General features: G+C 70.3%; 10 protein-coding genes. 7 read left to right on the top strand and 3 right to left on the bottom strand.

Features of this window, described 5'->3' with window-relative positions; all coding sequences use genetic code 11:
* The first annotated feature begins 41 nt into the window (after positions 1–41).
* Genes ACWGUG_RS05430 through ACWGUG_RS05420 form a run of 3 tightly spaced genes read left to right on the top strand, consistent with a single transcriptional unit; the run spans position 42 to position 1,887 of the window.
* Positions 42–827, top strand: a complete 786-nt coding sequence (locus tag ACWGUG_RS05430; protein ID WP_452324057.1) for a hypothetical protein — start codon at positions 42–44, stop codon at positions 825–827.
* On the top strand, positions 824–1,243 hold the full coding sequence (locus ACWGUG_RS05425) for a phage holin family protein (RefSeq protein WP_452324056.1): 420 nt from the start codon (positions 824–826) through the stop codon (positions 1,241–1,243). The genes ACWGUG_RS05430 and ACWGUG_RS05425 overlap by 4 nt, the downstream gene beginning before the upstream one ends.
* Positions 1,243–1,887 (top strand): DUF3618 domain-containing protein, encoded by a 645-nt coding sequence (locus ACWGUG_RS05420; RefSeq protein WP_452324055.1) that lies wholly within the window; start codon positions 1,243–1,245, stop codon positions 1,885–1,887. Before ACWGUG_RS05425 ends, ACWGUG_RS05420 begins: the two co-directional genes overlap by 1 nt.
* A gap of 164 nt (positions 1,888–2,051) precedes the next feature.
* Here the strand turns inward: ACWGUG_RS05420 and rpoC are convergent, their stop codons facing one another.
* From rpoC to ACWGUG_RS05405, 3 genes are all read right to left on the bottom strand, one after another.
* Positions 2,052–5,924, bottom strand: a complete 3,873-nt coding sequence (gene rpoC / locus ACWGUG_RS05415) for a DNA-directed RNA polymerase subunit beta' (RefSeq protein ID WP_336393558.1) — start codon at positions 5,922–5,924, stop codon at positions 2,052–2,054.
* Positions 5,925–5,965: 41 nt separating this feature from the next.
* The gene (rpoB, locus tag ACWGUG_RS05410) at positions 5,966–9,466 is read right to left on the bottom strand and encodes a DNA-directed RNA polymerase subunit beta (protein WP_452324054.1); all 3,501 of its coding nucleotides are present in this window, start codon (positions 9,464–9,466) and stop codon (positions 5,966–5,968) included.
* Positions 9,467–9,760: 294 nt separating this feature from the next.
* The gene (locus ACWGUG_RS05405) at positions 9,761–10,126 is read right to left on the bottom strand and encodes a hypothetical protein (RefSeq protein ID WP_378883894.1); all 366 of its coding nucleotides are present in this window, start codon (positions 10,124–10,126) and stop codon (positions 9,761–9,763) included.
* A gap of 204 nt (positions 10,127–10,330) precedes the next feature.
* Between ACWGUG_RS05405 and ACWGUG_RS05400 the strand changes: the two genes are divergently transcribed.
* The 4 genes from ACWGUG_RS05400 (at position 10,331) to ACWGUG_RS05385 (ending at position 20,249) form a co-directional block, all read left to right on the top strand.
* On the top strand, positions 10,331–12,949 hold the full coding sequence (locus tag ACWGUG_RS05400) for an ATP-binding protein (RefSeq protein WP_452324053.1): 2,619 nt from the start codon (positions 10,331–10,333) through the stop codon (positions 12,947–12,949).
* Positions 12,943–15,579 carry a DUF4062 domain-containing protein gene (locus tag ACWGUG_RS05395; RefSeq protein WP_452324052.1) on the top strand — a complete coding sequence of 879 codons (2,637 nt, stop codon included), beginning with the start codon at positions 12,943–12,945 and terminating at the stop codon, positions 15,577–15,579. Before ACWGUG_RS05400 ends, ACWGUG_RS05395 begins: the two co-directional genes overlap by 7 nt.
* Before the next feature lie 177 nt (positions 15,580–15,756).
* On the top strand, positions 15,757–17,979 hold the full coding sequence (locus ACWGUG_RS05390; RefSeq protein WP_452324051.1) for a CHAT domain-containing protein: 2,223 nt from the start codon (positions 15,757–15,759) through the stop codon (positions 17,977–17,979).
* Positions 17,980–18,041: 62 nt separating this feature from the next.
* On the top strand, positions 18,042–20,249 hold the full coding sequence (locus ACWGUG_RS05385) for a caspase family protein (protein WP_452324050.1): 2,208 nt from the start codon (positions 18,042–18,044) through the stop codon (positions 20,247–20,249).
* Positions 20,250–20,372: the final 123 nt, after the last annotated feature.

Here is a 20,372-nt window from a genome sequence, read left to right as displayed (position 1 = left end):
AGGCAGCCGGCCCGACGCCGCACGTGAGATGGAGGAGGAGCATGTCGACTTACGACACCGACCCGTACGCGAACCGGAGCACGAGCTCGGGCCAGGGCACCACGGGCTCGGGAGACATGAAGGAGCGCGCCGTCGAGACCGTCGCCGAAGTGGACGCGGGGGCGAAGCACGTCGCCGGTGTCGCCGGCGAAGAGGTGAAGGGCGTGGCCCACGACGCCAAGCGCGCCGCACGGGGGTTCTTCGACGAGACCCGCTCGCAGCTGTCCGACCAGGCATCGACCCAGCAGCACCGGGCCGCAGGAGCTCTCCGCAGCACGAGCGACGAGCTCCAGGGGCTCGCTTCGGGCACCGCCACCGGCTCCGGCGGGATGGCGACCAGCGCCGTTCGCGCGGTCGGTGAGCAGACCCGGCGCGTGGCCGACTGGCTGGAGCAGCGCGAACCCGCCGACGTGGTCTACGAGGTCCGCTCGTTCGCCCGCCGCAACACGGGCGCCTTCCTCGCCATCGCGGCCGGCGTCGGCGTCCTGGCTGGTCGCCTGACGCGCGCCCTCGTGTCCGACGCGCGCAGCGGGAACGGGACGCAGGGCACGCTGGCCGCCGCGCGACCGGCCTACGGCAGCGGGACGACGGTCGGCGCGACCGGCTCGGTGGCGGGCGCGACCGCGGCGGGCCTCGGCACCGGCGCGGGCGCCTACGAGGGCGACACGCCCATCGGCGACTCGCTCGCATCCGACCCGCTCACCGGTGACCCGCTGGCGGCGGGCGCCGACCCCGGTCTCACCGGCGGCGCCGACGAGTGGTCCGCGACGGGAGAGGAACGACGATGACGGACATGCCCACGCCGTCTCAGCAGAAGGCGGCCGAGACATCGCTGGGCGACCTGGTCGGCGAGGTCTCGCGTGACCTGTCGGCCCTCATGCACAAAGAGCTCGAGCTCGCCAAGGCCGAGCTCTCCGAGTCGGCCAAGCGCGCGGGCAAGGGCGCGGGCCTCCTGGGCGGAGCGGGATATGCCGGCCTCATGGCCGTGTTCTTCCTCTCTGTCGCCCTCTGGTGGGGGCTCGGAGACCTCATCGACAGCCTCGGCTGGTCGGCCGTCATCGTGGCCGTCCTGTGGGGCATCGCCGCCGCGATCCTCTACGCCGTCGGGCGCAAGCGACTGAAGACCGTGCAAGGGGCACCGAAGACGGTGGAGACCGTCAAGGAGATCCCCGAGGCGCTCAAGAGAAATCAGGAGAACCGATAATGAGCAACCCAGACCAGATCCGTGCCGAGATCGAGGTGACCCGTGACGAGCTCGGCCGCGACGTCGATGCGCTCGCCGACAAGGTGTCGCCCCCGAAGATCATGGAACGTCAGAAGACGCGCTTCCGCCAGCGGCTCGGCGACGTGAGGACCCGTGTGATGGGCGCAGCGGATGACGTGGGAAGTTCCGCGTCGTCGGCCGGCCACACCGTCGGAGACAAGCTGGGCGCCGCAGGGGACGCCGTGAAGGACCTTCCCGACAGGGCCAGGCAGCAGACCCAGGGCACCCCGCTCGTGGTCGGCCTCGTCACCGCCGGCGTCGGGTTCCTCCTTGCGAGCCTCATCCCCGCGACGAACGCCGAGCGCCGGTGGAGCACGCAGCTGCGCGACCAGGCGCAGCCGCTCGTCGACAAGGCCATGGATAAGGCCAAGGGCGTGGCCCAGGAGGTCGGCCAGAACCTCAAGGAGCCGGCGAAGGACGCCGTCAACGAGGTCAAGGACTCCGCCGCCGCATCGGCCGAAACCGTCAAGGACGAGGCGCAGCACACCGCCGAGCGCGTCAAGTCGAACGTGAAGGAGACCGCCTCGAGCGGCTCGTCCTCTACGCCCACGGCCCAGTATCCGACCGGACAGGGCCTCGGCTGAGGCATCCGTCCTGATCCGAGACAGACGAAGGGCCCCGGCTGATGCCGGGGCCCTTCGTCTGTCACCTCGGTGACGCAGATCTCGATACGGCGCTGGAGCGCCTACTCGATCTAGACCCGCCTCGCGTCAACGCTCGCTGGCGCTCGCATTGACCCGAGTCGCGTCTAGTTGTAATCGGTGGTGAAACCGTCGGTGGAGAAGCTGTCGAAGTCGACGTAGCTCAGGTCGGCGTCGGTGTACGCGCCGTCCGAGGCGAAGATGCGGTTGGGGTACCGCTCGGACTTCGCCTCCTCCGTCGCCTCGACCGAGACGTTGCGGTACTTCGCAAGCCCGGTTCCGGCGGGGATGAGCTTTCCGATGATGACGTTCTCCTTGAGGCCGACGAGCGGGTCGCTCTTGCCCTCCATGGCCGCCTGCGTGAGGACGCGGGTGGTCTCCTGGAACGACGCGGCCGACAGCCACGACTCCGTCGCGAGCGACGCCTTCGTGATACCCATCAGCTCGGGACGACCCGACGCGGGGCGCTTGCCCTCGGCCACGGCCTCGCGGTTCATGTTCTGGTAGCGCTTGAAGTCCACCAGCTCGCCCGGGAGCAGCGTCGTCTCACCGTGGTCGACCACGGTGACCTTGCGCAGCATCTGACGGACGATGACCTCGATGTGCTTGTCGTGGATCGGCACACCCTGCGAGCGGTACACGCCCTGGACGCCGTTGACGAGGTACTTCTGCACCTCACGGGCGCCCTGCACGCGCATGACCTCCTTGGGGTCCAGCGTGCCGACCTGCAGCGGCTGACCCACGGTGACGTGCTGACCGTCCTCGACCAGAAGCGTCGCGCGCTTGAGGACCGGGTAGACGTGCGGCTCGTCGCCGTTGTCGGGCGTGAGGATGACCTTCTTCGACTTCTCGGTCTCGTCGATCGTGATGCGGCCGTCGGCCTCGGCGATCGGCGACGCGCCCTTCGGGGTGCGGGCCTCGAACAGCTCCTGCACGCGGGGAAGACCCTGCGTGATGTCGTCTGCCGACGCCGAACCACCGGTGTGGAACGTACGCATCGTCAGCTGCGTGCCGGGCTCGCCGATCGACTGGGCGGCGATGATGCCGACCGCCTCGCCGATGTCGACGATCTTGCCGGTCGCGAGCGAACGGCCGTAGCACTTCGCGCAGACACCGACGGCCGAGTCGCACGTGAGCACCGAGCGGACCTTGATCGACTCGACGCCCGCCTCGACGAGCTTGTCGATGAGCACGTCGCCGACGTCCTCACCGGCCGAGGCGACGACGTCGCCCGACGGGCTCGTGGCGTCCGCCGCCAGCGTGCGGGCGAACACCGAGTTCTCGACGTTCGCGTCGCGCACTAGGGTGCCGGTCGAGTCGAAGGCCGCGATCGTGAACTCGAGGCCCTTGGTCGTGCCGCAGTCCTCCTCGCGGATGATGACATCCTGCGAGACGTCGACCAGGCGACGGGTCAGGTAGCCCGAGTCGGCCGTACGGAGGGCCGTGTCGGCCAGACCCTTGCGGGCACCGTGCGTCGCGATGAAGTACTCCGCCACCGACAGACCCTCGCGGTACGAGGAGATGATCGGACGAGGGATGATCTCACCCTTCGGGTTGTTCACCAGGCCTCGCATACCCGCGATGTTGCGGATCTGCAGCCAGTTACCACGGGCGCCCGACGACACCATGCGGTTGATGGTGTTGTCCTCGGGGAAGTTGTCGCGCATGGCCTTCTGGACCTCGTCGGTCGCCTCGGTCCAGATCTTGATGAGCTCCTGACGACGCTCGGCGTCGGTGGTGAGACCCTTCTCGAACTGACCCTGGACCTTCGCGGCCTGCTTCTCGTAGCCCGCGACGATCTCGGCCTTGTTCGGCGGCGTGAGGATGTCGCTCAGCGCGACGGTCACACCCGAGCGCGTGGCCCAGTAGAAGCCGGCGTCCTTGATGCGGTCGAGGGATGCCGCGACCTCCACCTTCGGGTACTCCTCGGCCAGCTTGTTCACGATCTGCGACAGCTTGCCCTTGTCCGCCTGCTCGCGCACGAACGGGTAGCCCTTGGGGAGCGTGTCGTTGAAGATCGCCTGGCCGAGCGAGGCGTCCACGAGACCGTGGCGCTCGTAGCCCTCGGGAGCCTCGCCCTCGAGGAAGGCCAGACCCGGGATGCGGATGCGGACCTTCGCCTGCAGGTCGAGGGTGCCCTCGTCCTTGGCCAGGATGGCCTCGCCGACCGACCCGAACACGCGGCCCTCACCGGCGGCGCCCTCCTTGACCGTGGTCAGGTGGTGCAGGCCGATGATCATGTCCTGCGAAGGCAGGGTGACCGGGCGGCCGTCCGACGGCTTGAGGATGTTGTTCGAGGCGAGCATCAGGATGCGGGCCTCGGCCTGGGCCTCGACCGACAGCGGCAGGTGCACGGCCATCTGGTCGCCGTCGAAGTCCGCGTTGAACGCGGCGCAGACGAGCGGGTGCAGCTGGATGGCCTTGCCCTCGACGAGCTGCGGCTCGAAGGCCTGGATGCCGAGGCGGTGGAGCGTCGGTGCGCGGTTGAGGAGCACGGGGCGCTCGCGGATGATCTCCTCGAGCACGTCCCACACCTCGGGACGCGTGCGCTCGACGGCGCGCTTGGCCGCCTTGATGTTCTGCGAGTGACCGAGGTCGATCAGGCGCTTGATCACGAACGGCTTGAACAGCTCGAGCGCCATCTGCTTGGGCAGACCGCACTGGTGGAGCTTGAGCTGCGGGCCGACGATGATGACCGAACGGCCCGAGTAGTCCACGCGCTTGCCGAGCAGGTTCTGACGGAATCGGCCCTGCTTGCCCTTGAGCATGTCGGACAGCGACTTCAGCGCACGGTTGCCCGTGCCCGTGACCGGGCGGCCGCGGCGGCCGTTGTCGAACAGCGCGTCGACGGCCTCCTGCAGCATGCGCTTCTCGTTGTTGACGATGATCTCGGGGGCACCGAGGTCGATCAGGCGACGGAGGCGGTTGTTGCGGTTGATCACGCGACGGTAGAGGTCGTTGAGGTCGGAGGTCGCGAAGCGACCACCGTCCAGCTGCACCATCGGGCGCAGCTCCGGCGGGATCACCGGGACGACGTCGAGCACCATCGAGGCGGGGCTCATGCCCGTCGCCAGGAACGAGTTGACGACCTTCAGGCGCTTGATCGCACGGATCTTGCGCTGGCCCTTGCCCTCCGAGATCTGCAGGTGGAGGCTGTCGGCCTCTGCCTGCAGGTCGAAGCTCTCGAGGCGGCGCTTGATCGACTCCGCGCCCATGTGGGCCTCGAAGTACTGACCGAAGCGGTCCTGCAGCTCGTGGAAGATCTCGTCCTCGCCCTTGAGCTGGCCGACCTCGAGGTTGCGGAAGTCGTCCCACACCTTCTCGAGACGCGTGACCTGGTCATCCGCGTTCTTGCGGATGGCGGCCATCTCCTTCTCGGCGGCGTCCTTGACCTTCTTCTTCTGGTCGGCCTTGGCGCCTTCCTCCTCGAGCGCGGCGAGCTCCTCCTCCAGCTTCTGGAGGCGGGCGGCCACACGCGCGTCGCGGCGGTCGGCGAGCGTCTTCAGCTCGAGGCGGATGTTGCTCTCCTGCGTCGCGAGGTCGCGGTGGCGCGCCTCCTCGTCGACCGAGATCACCATGTACGCGGCGAAGTAGATGACCTTCTCGAGGTCCTTCGGCGCCATGTCGAGCAGGTACCCGAGGCGCGAGGGCACGCCCTTGAAGTACCAGATGTGCGTGACGGGCGCGGCCAGCTCGATGTGACCCATGCGCTCGCGGCGCACCGAGGACTTGGTGACCTCGACGCCGCAGCGCTCGCACACGATGCCCTTGAAGCGGACGCGCTTGTACTTGCCGCACGCGCACTCCCAGTCACGGGAGGGGCCGAAGATCTGCTCTCCGAAGAGGCCGTCCTTCTCGGGCTTCAGGGTGCGGTAGTTGATGGTCTCGGGCTTCTTGACCTCACCGTAGGACCAACGACGGATGTCGTCGGCTGTGGCCAGGCCGATGCGAAGCTGATCGAAAGTGGTTGATTCGAGCACTGGTTCTCCTGTGTCGGAAATTCGTTCGTTACCTGGCGCGCTTAGATCTCGTCGATCGACGACGACTCGAAGCGGCTGGAGATGTTGATGCCGAGCTCTTCGGCGGCGCGGAACGCCTCGTCGTCGGTGTCGCGGAGGTTGACCGACGTGCCGTCGGCCGAGAGGACCTCGACGTTCAGGCAGAGCGACTGCATCTCCTTCATGAGCACCTTGAACGACTCGGGGATGCCGGGCTCCTGGATGTTCTCGCCCTTGACGATCGCCTCGTAGACCTTGACGCGGCCGAGGATGTCGTCGGACTTGATCGTGAGGAGCTCCTGGAGCGCGTACGCGGCGCCGTAGGCCTCGAGGGCCCACACCTCCATCTCACCGAAGCGCTGACCGCCGAACTGCGCCTTACCACCGAGCGGCTGCTGGGTGATCATCGAGTACGGGCCCGTCGAGCGCGCGTGGATCTTGTCGTCCACCAGGTGGTGCAGCTTCAGGATGTACATGTAGCCGACCGAGATCGGAGCCGGGAACGGCTCGCCGGAGCGGCCGTCGAACAGCTGCGTCTTGCCCGACGAGTCGATCAGGCGCTCACCGTCGCGGGTGAGGTTCGTCGAGTCCAGCAGACCCGCGATCTCCTCCTCGAAGGCGCCGTCGAACACGGGAGTGGCGACCTTCGTGCCGGGAGCGGCCTCGCGGGCGCCCTCGGGCAGGCGTGCGGCCCACTCGGGGTTGCCCTCGACCTTCCAGCCCTGCTTCGCGACCCAGCCGAGGTGGGTCTCGAGGACCTGGCCGAAGTTCATGCGGCCCGGGATGCCGAGGGGGTTCAGGATGACCTGGACCGGCGTGCCGTCCGCAAGGAACGGCATGTCCTCGACCGGGAGGATCTTCGCGATGACGCCCTTGTTTCCGTGGCGGCCGGCGAGCTTGTCGCCCTCGGTGATCTTGCGCTTCTGGGCGATGTAGACCACGACCCGGCGGTTGACGCCCGAGCCGAGCTCGTCGTCGCCGTCCTCGGCGTTGAACTCCTTGACCGCGATGATCGTGCCCTGCTCGCCGTGGGGGACCTTGAGCGACGTGTCGCGGACCTCGCGGCTCTTCTCGTTGAAGATCGCGCGGAGCAGGCGCTCCTCGGCCGAAAGCTCGGTCTCGCCCTTCGGCGTGACCTTTCCGACCAGGATGTCGCCCGGACGGACCTCGGCGCCGATGCGGATGATGCCGCGCTCGTCGAGATCCTTCAGCAGGTCGGGGCTGACGTTGGGGAGGTCACGGGTGATCTCCTCCTTGCCGAGCTTCGTGTCGCGGGCGTCGACCTCGTACTCCTCGATGTGGATCGAGGAGAGGGTGTCGTCCTTCACCAGGTCCTGGCTGAGGATGATCGCGTCCTCGAAGTTGTGGCCCTCCCACGTCATGAACGCCACGAGGAGGTTCTTGCCGAGGGCGAGCTCGCCGTCCTCGGTCGCGGGACCGTCGGCGATGACCTCGCCGGCCTCGACGCGCTCGCCGGCGGAGACCACGACGCGCTGGTTGTACGACGTGCCCTGGTTGGAGCGGTCGAACTTGCGGAGGAAGTAGTCCTGCGTCCCGCCCTCGTCGAGCTGGACGGTGACGACGTCGGCCGAGACCTCGACGACCACGCCGGCCTTGTCGGCGGTGACGACGTCACCGGCGTCGATGGCCGCGAAGCCCTCCATGCCTGTGCCGACCACCGGCGACTCCGAGCGGAGCAGCGGCACGGCCTGACGCTGCATGTTCGCACCCATGAGGGCGCGGTTCGCGTCGTCGTGCTCGAGGAACGGGATGAGCGAGGTCGCCACCGACACCATCTGGCGCGGCGAGACGTCCATGTAGCCGATCTCCTCCGCGTGGAAGAGGTCGACCTCGCCACCCTGGCCGCGACGGGCCAGGACGCGGTCCTGGGCGAAGCTGCCGTCGGCCTTCAGCTCGACACCGGCCTGCGCGACGATGTAGTCGCTCTCCTCCGAGGCGGTCAGGTAGTCGATCTGGTCGGTGACCTTGCCCTCGACGACGCGGCGGTACGGCGTCTCGATGAAGCCGAACGCGTTGATGCGCGCGAACGAAGCGAGCGAGCCGATGAGGCCGATGTTCGGGCCTTCCGGGGTCTCGATGGGGCACATGCGGCCGTAGTGCGACGGGTGGACGTCGCGGACCTCGACGCCGGCGCGCTCACGCGACAGACCGCCGGGGCCGAGAGCCGAGAGGCGGCGCTTGTGGGTCAGGCCCGCGAGCGGGTTGTTCTGATCCATGAACTGCGACAGCTGCGACGTTCCGAAGAACTCCTTGATCGCGGCGACGACGGGGCGCACGTTGATCAGGGTCTGCGGCGTGATCGCCTCGATGTCCTGCGTGGTCATGCGCTCGCGGACGACGCGCTCCATGCGCGACAGACCGGTGCGGACCTGGTTCTGGATCAGCTCGCCGACCGCGCGGATGCGGCGGTTGCCGAAGTTGTCGATGTCGTCGACGTCGAGGCGGATCTCCACCTGCTTGCCGCCGCGCACGCCGTCGAAGGTCACGTCGCCGCGGTGCAGGCGGACGAGGTACTTGATCGTCGCGACGATGTCGTCGACCGTCAGCACCGAATCGGTGAGCGGCTTGTCGAGACCGAGCTTGTGGTTGATCTTGTACCGGCCGACCTTGGCGAGGTCGTAGCGCTTCGGGTTGAAGTAGAAGTTGTCCAGGAGCGCGCGGGCGGCCTCGGCGGCGACCTGCTCGCCCGGACGGAGCTTGCGGTAGATGTCGCGGAGCGCGTCCTCCTTGGTGAGGATCGTGTCCTTCGAGAGGGTCTCCTCGATGGAGTCGAAGCCGGCGAACTCGGCGAGGATGTCCTCGCTGGTGAGGCCGAGCGCCTTGAGGAAGACGGTGACGGACTGCTTGCGCTTGCGGTCGATGCGGACGCCGACCTGGTCGCGCTTGTCGATCTCGAACTCGAGCCAGGCACCGCGGGACGGGATGACGCGCGCCGACACGATGTCCTTGTCGGACGTCTTGTCGGGGGTCTTGTCGAAGTAGACGCCGGGCGAGCGGACGAGCTGCGACACGACGACGCGCTCGGTGCCGTTGATGATGAACGTGCCCTTGTCGGTCTGGAGCGGGAAGTCGCCCATGAAGACCGTCTGGGTCTTGATCTCACCGGTCTGGTGGTTCATGAACTCGGCCTCGACGTAGAGCGGGGCGGCGTACGTCTTGCCGCGCTCCTTGCACTCCTCGATGGAGTACTTCTCGGGCTCGAGGTAGGGGTTCGTGAACGAGAGCTGCATCGTCTCGCTCAGGTCCTCGATCGGGGAGATCTCCTCGAAGATCTCCTCGAGCCCCGAGACCTCGGGCACGTCGGTGCGGCCGGCGGCCTGGGCCTCGGCGACGCGCGCCTTCCAGGCCTCGTTGCCGACGAGCCAGTCGAACGACTCGGTCTGCAGCGCGAGAAGGTCGGGGACCGTCAGCGTGTCGGAGATCTTGGCGAACGAGAGGCGGGATGCTCCGCGTCCGTTCTTAGGGGTGGTGGTGGGGTTGGATGCGTTGCGCGCAGCAGCCAAGGGGATTACCTCCGTGGGCCCGTGTCGGGCTCGTTTCCTTGTCGTCAGGTGGAGTGCTCAGTCGTCCCCGAAGCCCGCGCGGCACTCCTCACGTGAACGAGAGGGGGCGCAGGCACAGCCGACCACCATATGAGGGCAGGGGGAATCCAAGAGCGCAAAGACCAACTATACGTCGCATGACGCGCCGTGTCCACTCGGATTCTTGAAAACTTCCGGATGCTGCGGTATAAGCCCGGGAGGACGCGGGACGGCCGCCCTTCCCCGCAGGGAAGGACGGCCGTCGGCGCGGACTGCTCACCCCTCCGGCGGCGCCTCCATGTTGCCGCGGCAGGCCATGCCCGGGTTGAAGCCGGCGACGTGGGCGTTCACGCCCGGGCCCTTCATGAAGATGCCGAAGCTCTGCACGCCCTTGTAGCCGTTCTTCTGGTTGCCCCGCTCTGCGAGCATGTCGTCGTCGAAGGCGGGGTTGTAGAACGGCGAGTCCATGGGGTTCTCGATCGAGTCGATCGTGTCCTGCCCCGAGAAGGCGCACTCCGACGAGGCGTTGCCCGCCCCCGGAATGGGATCGCCGTTCCCGTTCACCTCACCGGCCATCGCGGCTCCGCCGCTTCCCAGCACCAGCCCGATCGCGACGACCGCGCACGCCAAAGACTTCCTCATAGGTTTCCCCTCCCAGTTGATCTCGCCCGACGAACCCCAGGTCCGAGCGGCCGGCGTCCACTCCGACGCCGTATTCGCCGGACCATACTCCTGCCCCGGCCCGAGGGGAAGAGAAGCGCCTGAACACGAACACCGCGGCACTGCTTGGCGAAGCCTGAGCCCGCAATGATGGCGGATTTCCCAGGATGGGGCCAATATATGCACATGACTGGGGTGGGACACCCCGTGATCCGCACGCCCGACCAGCGGATCCGGGTGTTCGTGAGCTCGACGCTGCGCGAGCTCGCGGAGGAGCGCGAAGCAGTGCGGTCGGCCATCGAGCGCCTTCGACTCGCGCCCGTGATGTTCGAGCTGGGCGCCAGACCCCACCCGCCCCGCGACCTGTACCGCTCCTACCTCGCCCAGAGCGACGTGTTCGTCGGCATCTACGGCGACAGCTACGGCTGGGTCGCCCCCGACGAGCACGTCTCCGGACTCGAAGACGAATACAACCTCGCCCCCCGCGAGATGCCCAAGCTCATCTACGTCAAAGACACCGACACCCGCGACGACCGCCTCAAAGAGCTCATCTCCCGCATCCAGGCCGACGACACCGCCGCCTACCTCCACTTCCACTCCGCCCAGGACCTCGAAGACCAGGTCGCCGGCGACCTCGCCATGCTCCTGGCCGAACGCTTCGATCAGTCCCGCAGGCCGGAGCCGATCAGCGTGTCCACCGCCCCGCTCGCCGCCCGCGTGCCCGCGCCGTACACCGAGACGATCGGACGAGGGGGCGAGCTCGCCGAGATCCGGGCCCTCCTGGCGGGCGGCCTGCATCGGGTGGTGAGCCTCATCGGCCCGGGAGGCATCGGCAAGAGCCGGCTCGCGATCGAGGCGGCGCACGCCAACGCCGACCTCTTCCCCGACGGGGTGTACTTCGTGCCGCTGGAGAGCGTCATCGAGCCGGGGCTGCTGCTTCCGACGATCGCATACGTGCTCGGCGTCCGCGACACCGGCGCCGCTGCGCTCGAGGAGCGCATCGCCCAGGCGGTCGCCGACCGGCACGTGCTGATCGTGCTCGACAACTTCGAGCAGATCGTCGAGGAGGCCCCGGTGCTCGTGCGCCTCTACACGCTCGCGCCTCGCGCCTGCTTCCTGGTCACCAGCCGGACGGTCCTGCGCATCCGGGGCGAGCGGGTGTTCGAGGTGGAGGCGCTGGAGACGCCCCGCGAGGACGTCCCGTCGAGCCTCGCCCAGGCGGAGGCATCCGCCGCCTGTCAGCTCTTCGCGGAGCGGGCCGCAGTGGCGCTCCCCGGCTTCACGCTGACCACGGACAACGCGGCCGACGTCATCGAGATCTGCCGGCGGCTGGAGGGCCTGCCGCTGGCGATCGAGCTGACGGCGGCCAAGATCCGGCTGCTCTCGCCGCACGACATCGCCGAGCGTCTCGGGCGGAGCCTGCCGCTGCTGTCGACGTCGGTGCGCGACCTGCCCGACCGGCATCGCACGATGCGGGCCACCATCGACTGGAGCGTCGGGCTGCTCGACGCCGAGCAGCGCGCGATGCTCGAGGACCTCGGGGTCTTCGCCGCGCGCTTCACCCTCGAGGCGGTCGAGGCACTGGGCGCGGGGCGCTCGTGGGGAGAGCAGGCTATCGAGACGCTGGCCGCTCTCATCGACGCCTCGCTCGTCCAGCGGGTCGAGTCCGGAGGCCGGACGGTGTTCTCGCTGCTGGTGATCGTCCGCGAGTACGCCGTCGACCTCCTCGAGTCCCGCGGGGCCGCCGACGAGATGCGCAACGCCCACGCGGACTACTACCTCGACCTCGTGAAGCGGATCGCGCCGCGGCTGCGCGGCTCCGAGCAGATCGCCGCCGTCGCCGACCTCGGGCTCGAGGTCTCGAACCTCCGTGCGGCGGCCCGCCACCTCGTCCAGGCGGGACGGCTGGACGACGCCGGCGACTTCGCGTGGACGCTCCTGGCGTACTGGTGGATCTGCGGCTTCTTCGCCGACGTCGGGCTGTGGATGCAGGAGCTGATGGCCGCACAGCTTCCCATCACGCCCCGCACCCGCGCTATCGCCATGTTCTTCCCGCTGTGGGCGGGAATGTGGCAGCGCCCGAGCGACCAGGTGGTCGACGGGCTCGGCGAGTCGGTGCGGCTGTTCCTGGAGTCCGGCGACGAGCAGTCCGCCGCCATGGCCCTCGCCGCGCGGGCGTCCACGCGGATGCAGTTCCCCGACCTGGATCCCGAGGTCGCACGTGGCGAACTGCACGACGCGATCACCACGCTGCACGCCGTGGGGGACAGCTGGGCGGAGTCCCTGGCGGAGACGGTTCTCGGCCAGCTCGGCATCGTGGTCGGCGACATACCGGAGGGCATGAGGCACTTCGATCGGGCCGTGGAGATCGCAGATGCCGCCGACGACGCCTTCACGCGCGTCGTGTCCGGCAACAACCGCGCGCGCCTGCGGTTCCTCCTCGGCGAGCGGGATGCCGCCGAGGAGGAGTTCATCCTCACGCTGTCGCTGTCGATCCGGCTGCACTTCGTCGACGGCGCCACGTACGGGATCGAGGGGATGTGCGCCGTGGCGGCGGTCCACGGCGACGGCTGGCGTGCCGGCGCCCTCGCGGCGGTGGCCGAGACGATCCGCGAGTCGACCGGCATCTACGACATCGCCGGGTTCGCCATACACCTCGAGCCGCTCGCGGCGCTCCGCGAGGCCGACCCTGCGAGCGTCGAGGCCGGCGAGCGCGCGGGCAGGGAGATGAGCCTGGCCGACGCCATCGCGATCGCGATCCCCGATGCCGACGCGCGCGTCGCGCAGAGGGTGCCCTCGTGGTGACGAGCGGGCAGCAGCATCCGGTGATCCGCACGCCCGATCAGCGGATCCGGGTGTTCGTGAGCTCGACGCTGCGCGAGCTCGCGGAGGAGCGCGACGCAGTGCGGTCCGCGATCGAACGGCTGCGCCTGGCACCGGTGATGTTCGAACTCGGCGCCAGACCCCACCCGCCCCGCGACCTGTACCGCTCCTACCTCGCCCAGAGCGACGTGTTCGTCGGGATCTACGGCGACAGCTACGGCTGGGTCGCCCCCGACGAGAACGTGTCCGGACTCGAAGACGAATACAACCTCGCCCCCCGCGGCATGCCCAAGCTCATCTACGTCAAAGACACCGACACTCGCGACGACCGCCTGAAAGAGCTCATCTCCCGCATCCAGGCCGACGACACCGCCGCCTACCTCCACTTCCGCAATGCCCAGGACCTCGAAGACCAGGTCGCCGGCGACCTCGCCATGCTCCTGGCCGAACGCTTCGACGAGTCGAAGGCGCCGGTGACCTCCGAGCCGGATTCCCGGCCGAACCTCGTCGGGCGGGTGCCCGTGCCGTACACGACGACCATCGGGCGCGAGGACGACATCGACGCGGTGCGCACGCTGCTCTCGCGGGGGAGCGATCGCGTCGTGAGCCTCATCGGGCCCGGCGGCATCGGCAAGAGCAGGCTGGCGATCGAGTCCGCGCTCGCGTGCGCGGACCTGTTCCCCGACGGGGTGTACTTCGCCCTGCTGGAGGGCGTGCTCGAGCCCGGACTGCTGCTCCCGACGATCGCCTACTACCTCGGCATCCGCGACAACGGCGAGACCGCGCTCGAGGAGCGCATCGCACTCGCGCTCGAGGACCGGCGGGTGCTGATCGTGCTCGACAACTTCGAGCAGATCGTGGATGCCGCACCCGTCCTGGTGCGGCTGTACACCGTCGCCCCGACGGCGACCTTCCTCGTCACCAGTCGCATCGTGCTGCGGATCCGCGGCGAGCGCGTCTACGAGGTGCCCCCGCTGACGACGCCGGCCGGCGACCGCCCCGCGAGCCTGGACCGGACCACGCGCACGGCGGCGGTCTCGCTGTTCGTCGACCGGGCCCGCGCGATCGACCCCCACTTCGACGTCACCCCCGCCAACGCGAACGACCTCGCCGACATCTGCCGCCGGCTGGAGGGACTGCCGCTGGCGATCGAGCTCGCGGCGGCGAAGGTGCGCATCCTCAGCCCCGCCGGCATCGCCTCACGCCTGGAGCAGAGCCTGCCGCTGCTCACCGCGGCCGTGCGCGACCTGCCCGAACGGCACCGCACGATGCGAGCGACGATCGACTGGAGCGTGAGCCTGCTCCCCGACGCGCAGCGCGCGCTCCTGGAGGATCTCGGCGTGTTCGCGACCCGGTTCACGCTGGAGGCGGTCGAGGCGCTGGGCGCCGGCCGCTCCTGGGACGGCGAGGCGCTCGATGCGCTGGCCTCGCTGGTCGACGCCTCCCTCGTCCAGCAGGCGGAGCTGGGCGGACGCCGCGTGTTCTCGCTGCTGGCGATCGTCCGCGAGTACGCCGTCGGCCGCCTGAAGGAGCGCGGCGACGCCGACGAGGTGCGACGCGCCCACGCCGACCACTACCGCGCCCTCGTCGCGCGCATCGCGCCCGACCTCGGCGGCCCCGGGCAGGCCGAAGCGGTCGCGCGGCTGGGGCTCGAGCTGCCGAACCTCCGCGCGGCCGTCCGGCACCTCGTGTACACGGACCGCCTCGACGACGCCGGCGACTTCGCGTGGAGCCTGCTGATCTACTGGTGGATCTCGGGATTCTTCGCCGAGGTGAGGGTGTGGATGCTGGAGCTGCTCGAGAAGCAGCACGAGCGGCCGATCACACCGCACACGCGGGCGATCGCGTGGTTCTTCGCCCTGTGGGGCGAGATGTGGCAGCGACCCAGCGAGCAGGTGGTCGCGGGACTGGGCGAGTGCGTGCGGCTGTTCACCGAGTCCGGGGACGAGGATGCCGCCGCGATGGCGCTCGCGGCCCGGGCGACAGCGCGTGTGCAGTTCTCCCCGCTCGACGCCGACAAGGCCGAGTCCGAGCTCCAGCAGGCGGTCGTGACGCTTCGCGAGCGCGGCAACACGTGGGCGGAGGCGATCACGGAGGTCTCGCTCGGCCGCATCTCGTGGGTGCGGGGCGCCGCGGACGACGCCCGCGCGCACTTCGACCGCGCGACCGCGGTGGCCGAGGCAGGCAGCGACCTGTTCACGACGTCCGTGGCGGGCAATCTCCGCGCCCGGCTCAACTTCCAGCTCGGCCGCATCGAGGAGGCCGAGCGCGAGTTCGTGCACACGCTGCTGGTCTCCGTCGGGCTCCACTACGAGGAGGGCGTCGCCTACGGGCTCGAGGGCGTCTGCGCCGTCGCCGCCGCCCACGGCGAGGCGTGGCGCGCCGCGGCGCTTGCGGTCGCCGCCGGCGAGATCCGGCGGCGCATCGGCATCTTCGACGTCGAGGCGTTCACCGTCCACACGCCGTATCTCGAGATCCTCCGCGGGCGCGACCCGCAGAGCGTGGCTGCGGGCGAGGCCGCCGGCGCCGAGCTGACGGTGGCCGAGGCGGTGCAGCTCGCGCTGTCGGAGGAGGAGTTCCAGGCCGTCGCCGACAGGCTGCAGGCCTGGTAGGCCGGATGCCGCATCCCTCGCGGTGGCGGCATCCGCTCTCCCGGTGTATCAGCCGCGCGTTCCGGGGACTCTGGTGCGGCAGGGAGCGTGCTCGTATGCTGTGCACCGACTGCGCTCCTCGGATCGCAGGGGTGACGGCGCTCGTGGGGAATCGGGTGCCGGAGCGAGGGGGTCGAGATGGCTCTGATTCCGGATGCGCCGCGCGCCGTCGTCGACGTCGCAGGCGATGCCGACGCCGTGGCGGCGCACGTCCAGCCGCACCCGGATGCCGCACCCGACCATCGCGGGATCACGACGCTGGCCGACGCCACGGTGCGCGGGCTCACCGGCGGCACGGTGACGGTCCGCGTGCGCGGGTCGGACCACTTCCGCTACGCCGCCATCGTGGTGCAGGGCGGGAGAGCGCGGTTCCTCCCCCTGGCGCCGCGCGAGGACGGCTTCGCCGTCGAGCTCGCGGTGGAGGCCGGCGAGGTGATCCACCTGACCGTCGTCGCCGGCGCATCCGAGGGCGCGATGAGCAGGCTCGAAGCGGACGTCGACAGCGGCGGGATGGGGATGGGCGGTGGCCCGGAGTCCGCCGCCGAGCCCCCGCCGCCGCCGGCGATGCACGAGGTGCCGGAGTTCGCGCCCGACGAGGAGTTCGCCCCCGACGGGGAGTTCGAAGGCGGCGGCATCGGCGGCCGCGGGGTCGGCAGCCGCTCCCCCGGACTCGCTCCCCCGCCCGACCTGCTGCCCGCGCCGTCGGCGCCGCCCGCGCCGGCACCGCCCGCGATGGCGCCGCCTCCCGGCCGGACCGTGTCGGGCGGCGGCACCGCTCCCGCCGGCTCGCTCGACGGCGCAGAGCCGGTGCCGGCGTTCGTCGACGCCGAGGTTCCCGCGCAGGTCGTCGAGGGTGTCGCGTTCGACGCCGTCGTGCGGCTGTCGCTCACCGAGCTCGCACCGACGAGAGGCACCTCGCGCAAGAAGGCCACGGCCCGCTTCGACCCCTCGCGGGACATCGAGGTGGGCGTGCAGCTGCGGGGCTTCGCGTTCGCGGACGGCACCCCGGCCGTCGTCACGACGACGCTGCCCTCGAGCGCCGACGAGCCGCGCCGGCTGGTGTTCCGGCTCGTCCCGGAGGAGCCCGGGCGCGGCCACATCACCGTCACCTTCACGCAGCCGCCGGGCGTCACCCCGCTGGCGGTGCTCGCGGTGAGCGCCGCGATCCTGCCGGCCGACGAGGCGCCCGACGACCCGGCGCCGGATCCTCGGCTGGTCGAGGCATCCGTCGCCGTCCCGCCCCGCGAGATCGCCGACCTTCCCACCATCGCCGTGGACGAGACCATCTCGCGCGGCAGGTCGGAGCTGGCCATCACGGCGAAGATCGGGCGGACGGTGAAGCGGCACGTCGTCCGCCTGGACGACAAGCCGGCCTACGTGGAGGGCGTGTACGCGGAGCTCGCGCGGATCCGCCGCGAGTTCGTGGCCGAGGCCGAGGACGACCCGGACGAGGCCGCCGAGACCGTCCGGCGCGAAGTGCGCTCGCTCGGCGCCCGGATCGCCGAGGAGCTCCTCGGCGACGAGATCAACGAACTGCTGTGGCGCAAGCGCCGCCGCCTCTCGCAGGTGGTGCTGCAGACCTCGGGGGAGCTCGACATCCCGTGGGAGATCGTCCATCTGGTGCCGGTGGGGACGCAGCGCCCCGACCCCGACCGGTACTTCCTCGGCGACCTCGGGCTCATGCGCTGGATGTACGGGACGCCGCGGCCGACCGTGGTCCCCGTGGATGCCGGCCGGGTCCTGGCGATAGCGCCGGAGTACGTCAATCCGGACTATCGCCTGCCGCGTGCGGGCGAGGAGGTGTCGGCGCTCGGCACTCTCCTCGCCACCGCGCCCCGCTCCGCCTCGGATCCCGCCCAGCTGCGGGATGCCATCACCGGCGGCTTCGATCTGCTCCACTTCGCCGGCCACGGCCGCTGGCGCGACGCGGCCCCGCTCGGCCAGGAGATCGCCTTCGCCACCTGGTCGGAGGACGACGACGGCTCCGGCGCATACACCGACTCGGATGCGCGGCGGGACCTCCCCGAACCCGACGGCGTGCAGGCCACGGCATCCGCCCCGTTCGTCTTCCTGAGCGCGTGCGACGTCGGCCGGCTGCGGTCGGGGGCGACCGGGCTGGGCGGCTTCGCCGAAGCGTTCCTGCGCGGCGGCGTCGGCGTCTTCATCGGGTGCTCGTGGGCCGTCCGCGACGACGTCACCGCCGCCTTCGTGCGCACCTTCTACGAGCAGACGCTGCGCGAGCACGCCACGCTCGGCGAGGCGGTCCTGGCCGCCCGCCGTGCCGCCCGCGAGGCGGGAGACCTGACGTCGCTCGCCTTCACCGTGTTCGCCGATCCTCGCGCGAGGCTCGAGCCCCGCTGACCGCCGCCGACCGAAGTCGGCTCACCGCACCACCGCCACTCGAACAGACAGGACGTGACACCATGGCCGACACGACCACCGCCGCCCGCGCCGCGGATCTCCGCCCCGCCGACCTCGCGGCGCTCCGCAAGCACGTCGTGCACACCGCCGACGGCAAGCTCGACGAGAGGTCCAGCGCCAAGCCGGCCGACGTCGACGCGTTCGCGACGACCGCCGACGACGTGCGACGCATGGTCGAGGTCGACCTCGCGGCGTTCGTCGAGCAGCAGGCGAAGAAGGCCTCCGCCCGCGACGTGCCGCCCCCGGTGCCGGTGCTGATCTGGGCGCACGGCGGGCTGACCGACAAGGCGGCGGGTTTGCGGACCGCGCACCACCAGTCGGCGTGGTGGAAGAAGAACGGCGTCTACCCCATCCACCTGGTGTGGGAGAGCGGGCTCATGACGACCCTCGCCGACGTGCTGTCGGGGCGGGCGACAGGCTCCCGCGGTTTCACCGATCTCACCGACCGCGCGGTGGAGGCCGCGGCGCGCGTGCTGGGCGGACGCAAGTTCTGGGACGACATGAAGCTCGACTCGGCGGCCTCGTGCCTGCCCGCCCTCGCCGACGGGACGCGAGGCGGCGCGGACATCCTCGCCGCGGCGCTGCGCGAGTACATGGCCGCCAACCAGGGCGCGATCGAGCTGCACATCGCCGGGCACAGCGCCGGCTCGATCTACCACTCGCACTTCGTGCCGCGGCTCTTCGACGGCGACGACGCCGTGGACCACGTCGCGAGCGTCACCTTCCTCGCTCCCGCGGTGCGCGTCGACACGTTCGAGGCGACGCTGCTGCCGCTGGCGGAGACCGGGAAGATCAAGGACCTCGCGATCTTCACGATGGACGAGACGCACGAGAAGCGGGACAACACCGGCGGCGTCTACCGCAAGTCCCTTCTCTACCTCGTCTCGCGCGCGTTCGAGGCGGAGCGGGACGCCAAGATCCTCGGACTCGAGGAGCATCTGCGCCGGGCGGGCCGCACGATGGGATACCTCGGCGACGACCCCACCCGCCTCGTGCTCGGACCGGTGGCGCGCGGGCGCCGCAGCCGCACCCAGGCGACGTCGCACGGGGCGTTCGACAACGACGTCGAGACCATGATGAGCCTCGCGCGCCGCGTCCTCGGTGTGCCCGACAGCGACGAGCCCGAGCGGCTCACGGTGTTCCCGACGCGGGGCCGCGGCGTCGAGCTGGAGCCCATGCGCCCGCCGCGGCCGGAGCCGACCGGCGTGCGCGGGGCCGTGCCGCGCAAGCTGGCGCTGTGCGTCGGCATCGACGCATACCCGAAGGACCCGCTGAGCGGGTGCGTCGCCGACGCCGAGGCGTGGGGCGAGGCGTTCCGGAACGCGGGCTTCGAGGTCGAGTCGATCCGCAACGCCGACGCGAAGCGCGACGAGATCCTGCGCGCCATGCTCGACAAGGTCTCGGCGGCGCGCGACGGCGACATCGTCGCCATCCAGTTCGCCGGCCACGGCACCTTCGTCCCGGACCTCGACGGCGACGAGACCGACTCCTTCGGACCCAGCGACGAGGCGCTGTGCCCCGTGGACTTCCGCGACGGCAACCTCATCATCGACGACGACCTCGGCGCGATCTGGGACGCGATCCCCGACGGCGTCGCGGTGTCGCTGTTCTTCGACTCCTGCCATTCGGGGACCGTGAACCGGGGGCTGACGCGGTCGGAGTTCAACGAGAAGAGGATCCCGGCCGGAACGAAGGCGCGCATGACGGTGCTGGACTCCGAGGAGGAGGACGCCTACCGCGCCCAGCGCGCCGCCGCCCTGTCGGACCCCTTCCGGCGCGCAGCGTGGGCGCGGGTCGTCGAGATCGAGACCGACCGCGCCGCGGAGCCGCCCAGGCCGCACGAGGCGAACCGCGAGGTGCTCGTGAGCGCCTGCCAGCCCAACCAGGTCGCGCTCGAGACGAACGGCCGCGGCGTGTTCAGCACCGCCGCGCTCACGGTCCTCGGCAAGAGCCCGACCCTGAGCTACCGCGAGTTCGTGAAGGCCGTCTCCGACATCATCGACGACGACTACGAGCAGCGTCCGCTGCTGTCCGCGGCCGAGGAGCTCGGCGCGCGCCCGCTGCTGTCGTCGCTGCGCGACACGGCGTCGATCGCCGCGCCCGCCGGCGTCGAGACCGACGGCCGGCGCAACGCCGCCGACGCCCGCACGGCCGCGATCGTGGCGATCCTGCGGGCCACGGCCGACCTGCTGGAGGCCGGGTCCGACTGAGGCGGCGGGGGCGGCAGAGGCGGCGGGCGGGGCAGAGGCGGCGGGTCGCGGCATCCGAATTTCGGACAATCCCACGGATTCCGGATGCCACACCCCGCCGCGCTCCGGAAACCCGCAGCAACT

It is taken from the genome of Microbacterium sp. NPDC055455 (genome assembly GCF_053619935.1).
Note: the sequence above shows the minus strand (reverse complement) of the source record. Positions and strands in the feature narration are given on the sequence as shown.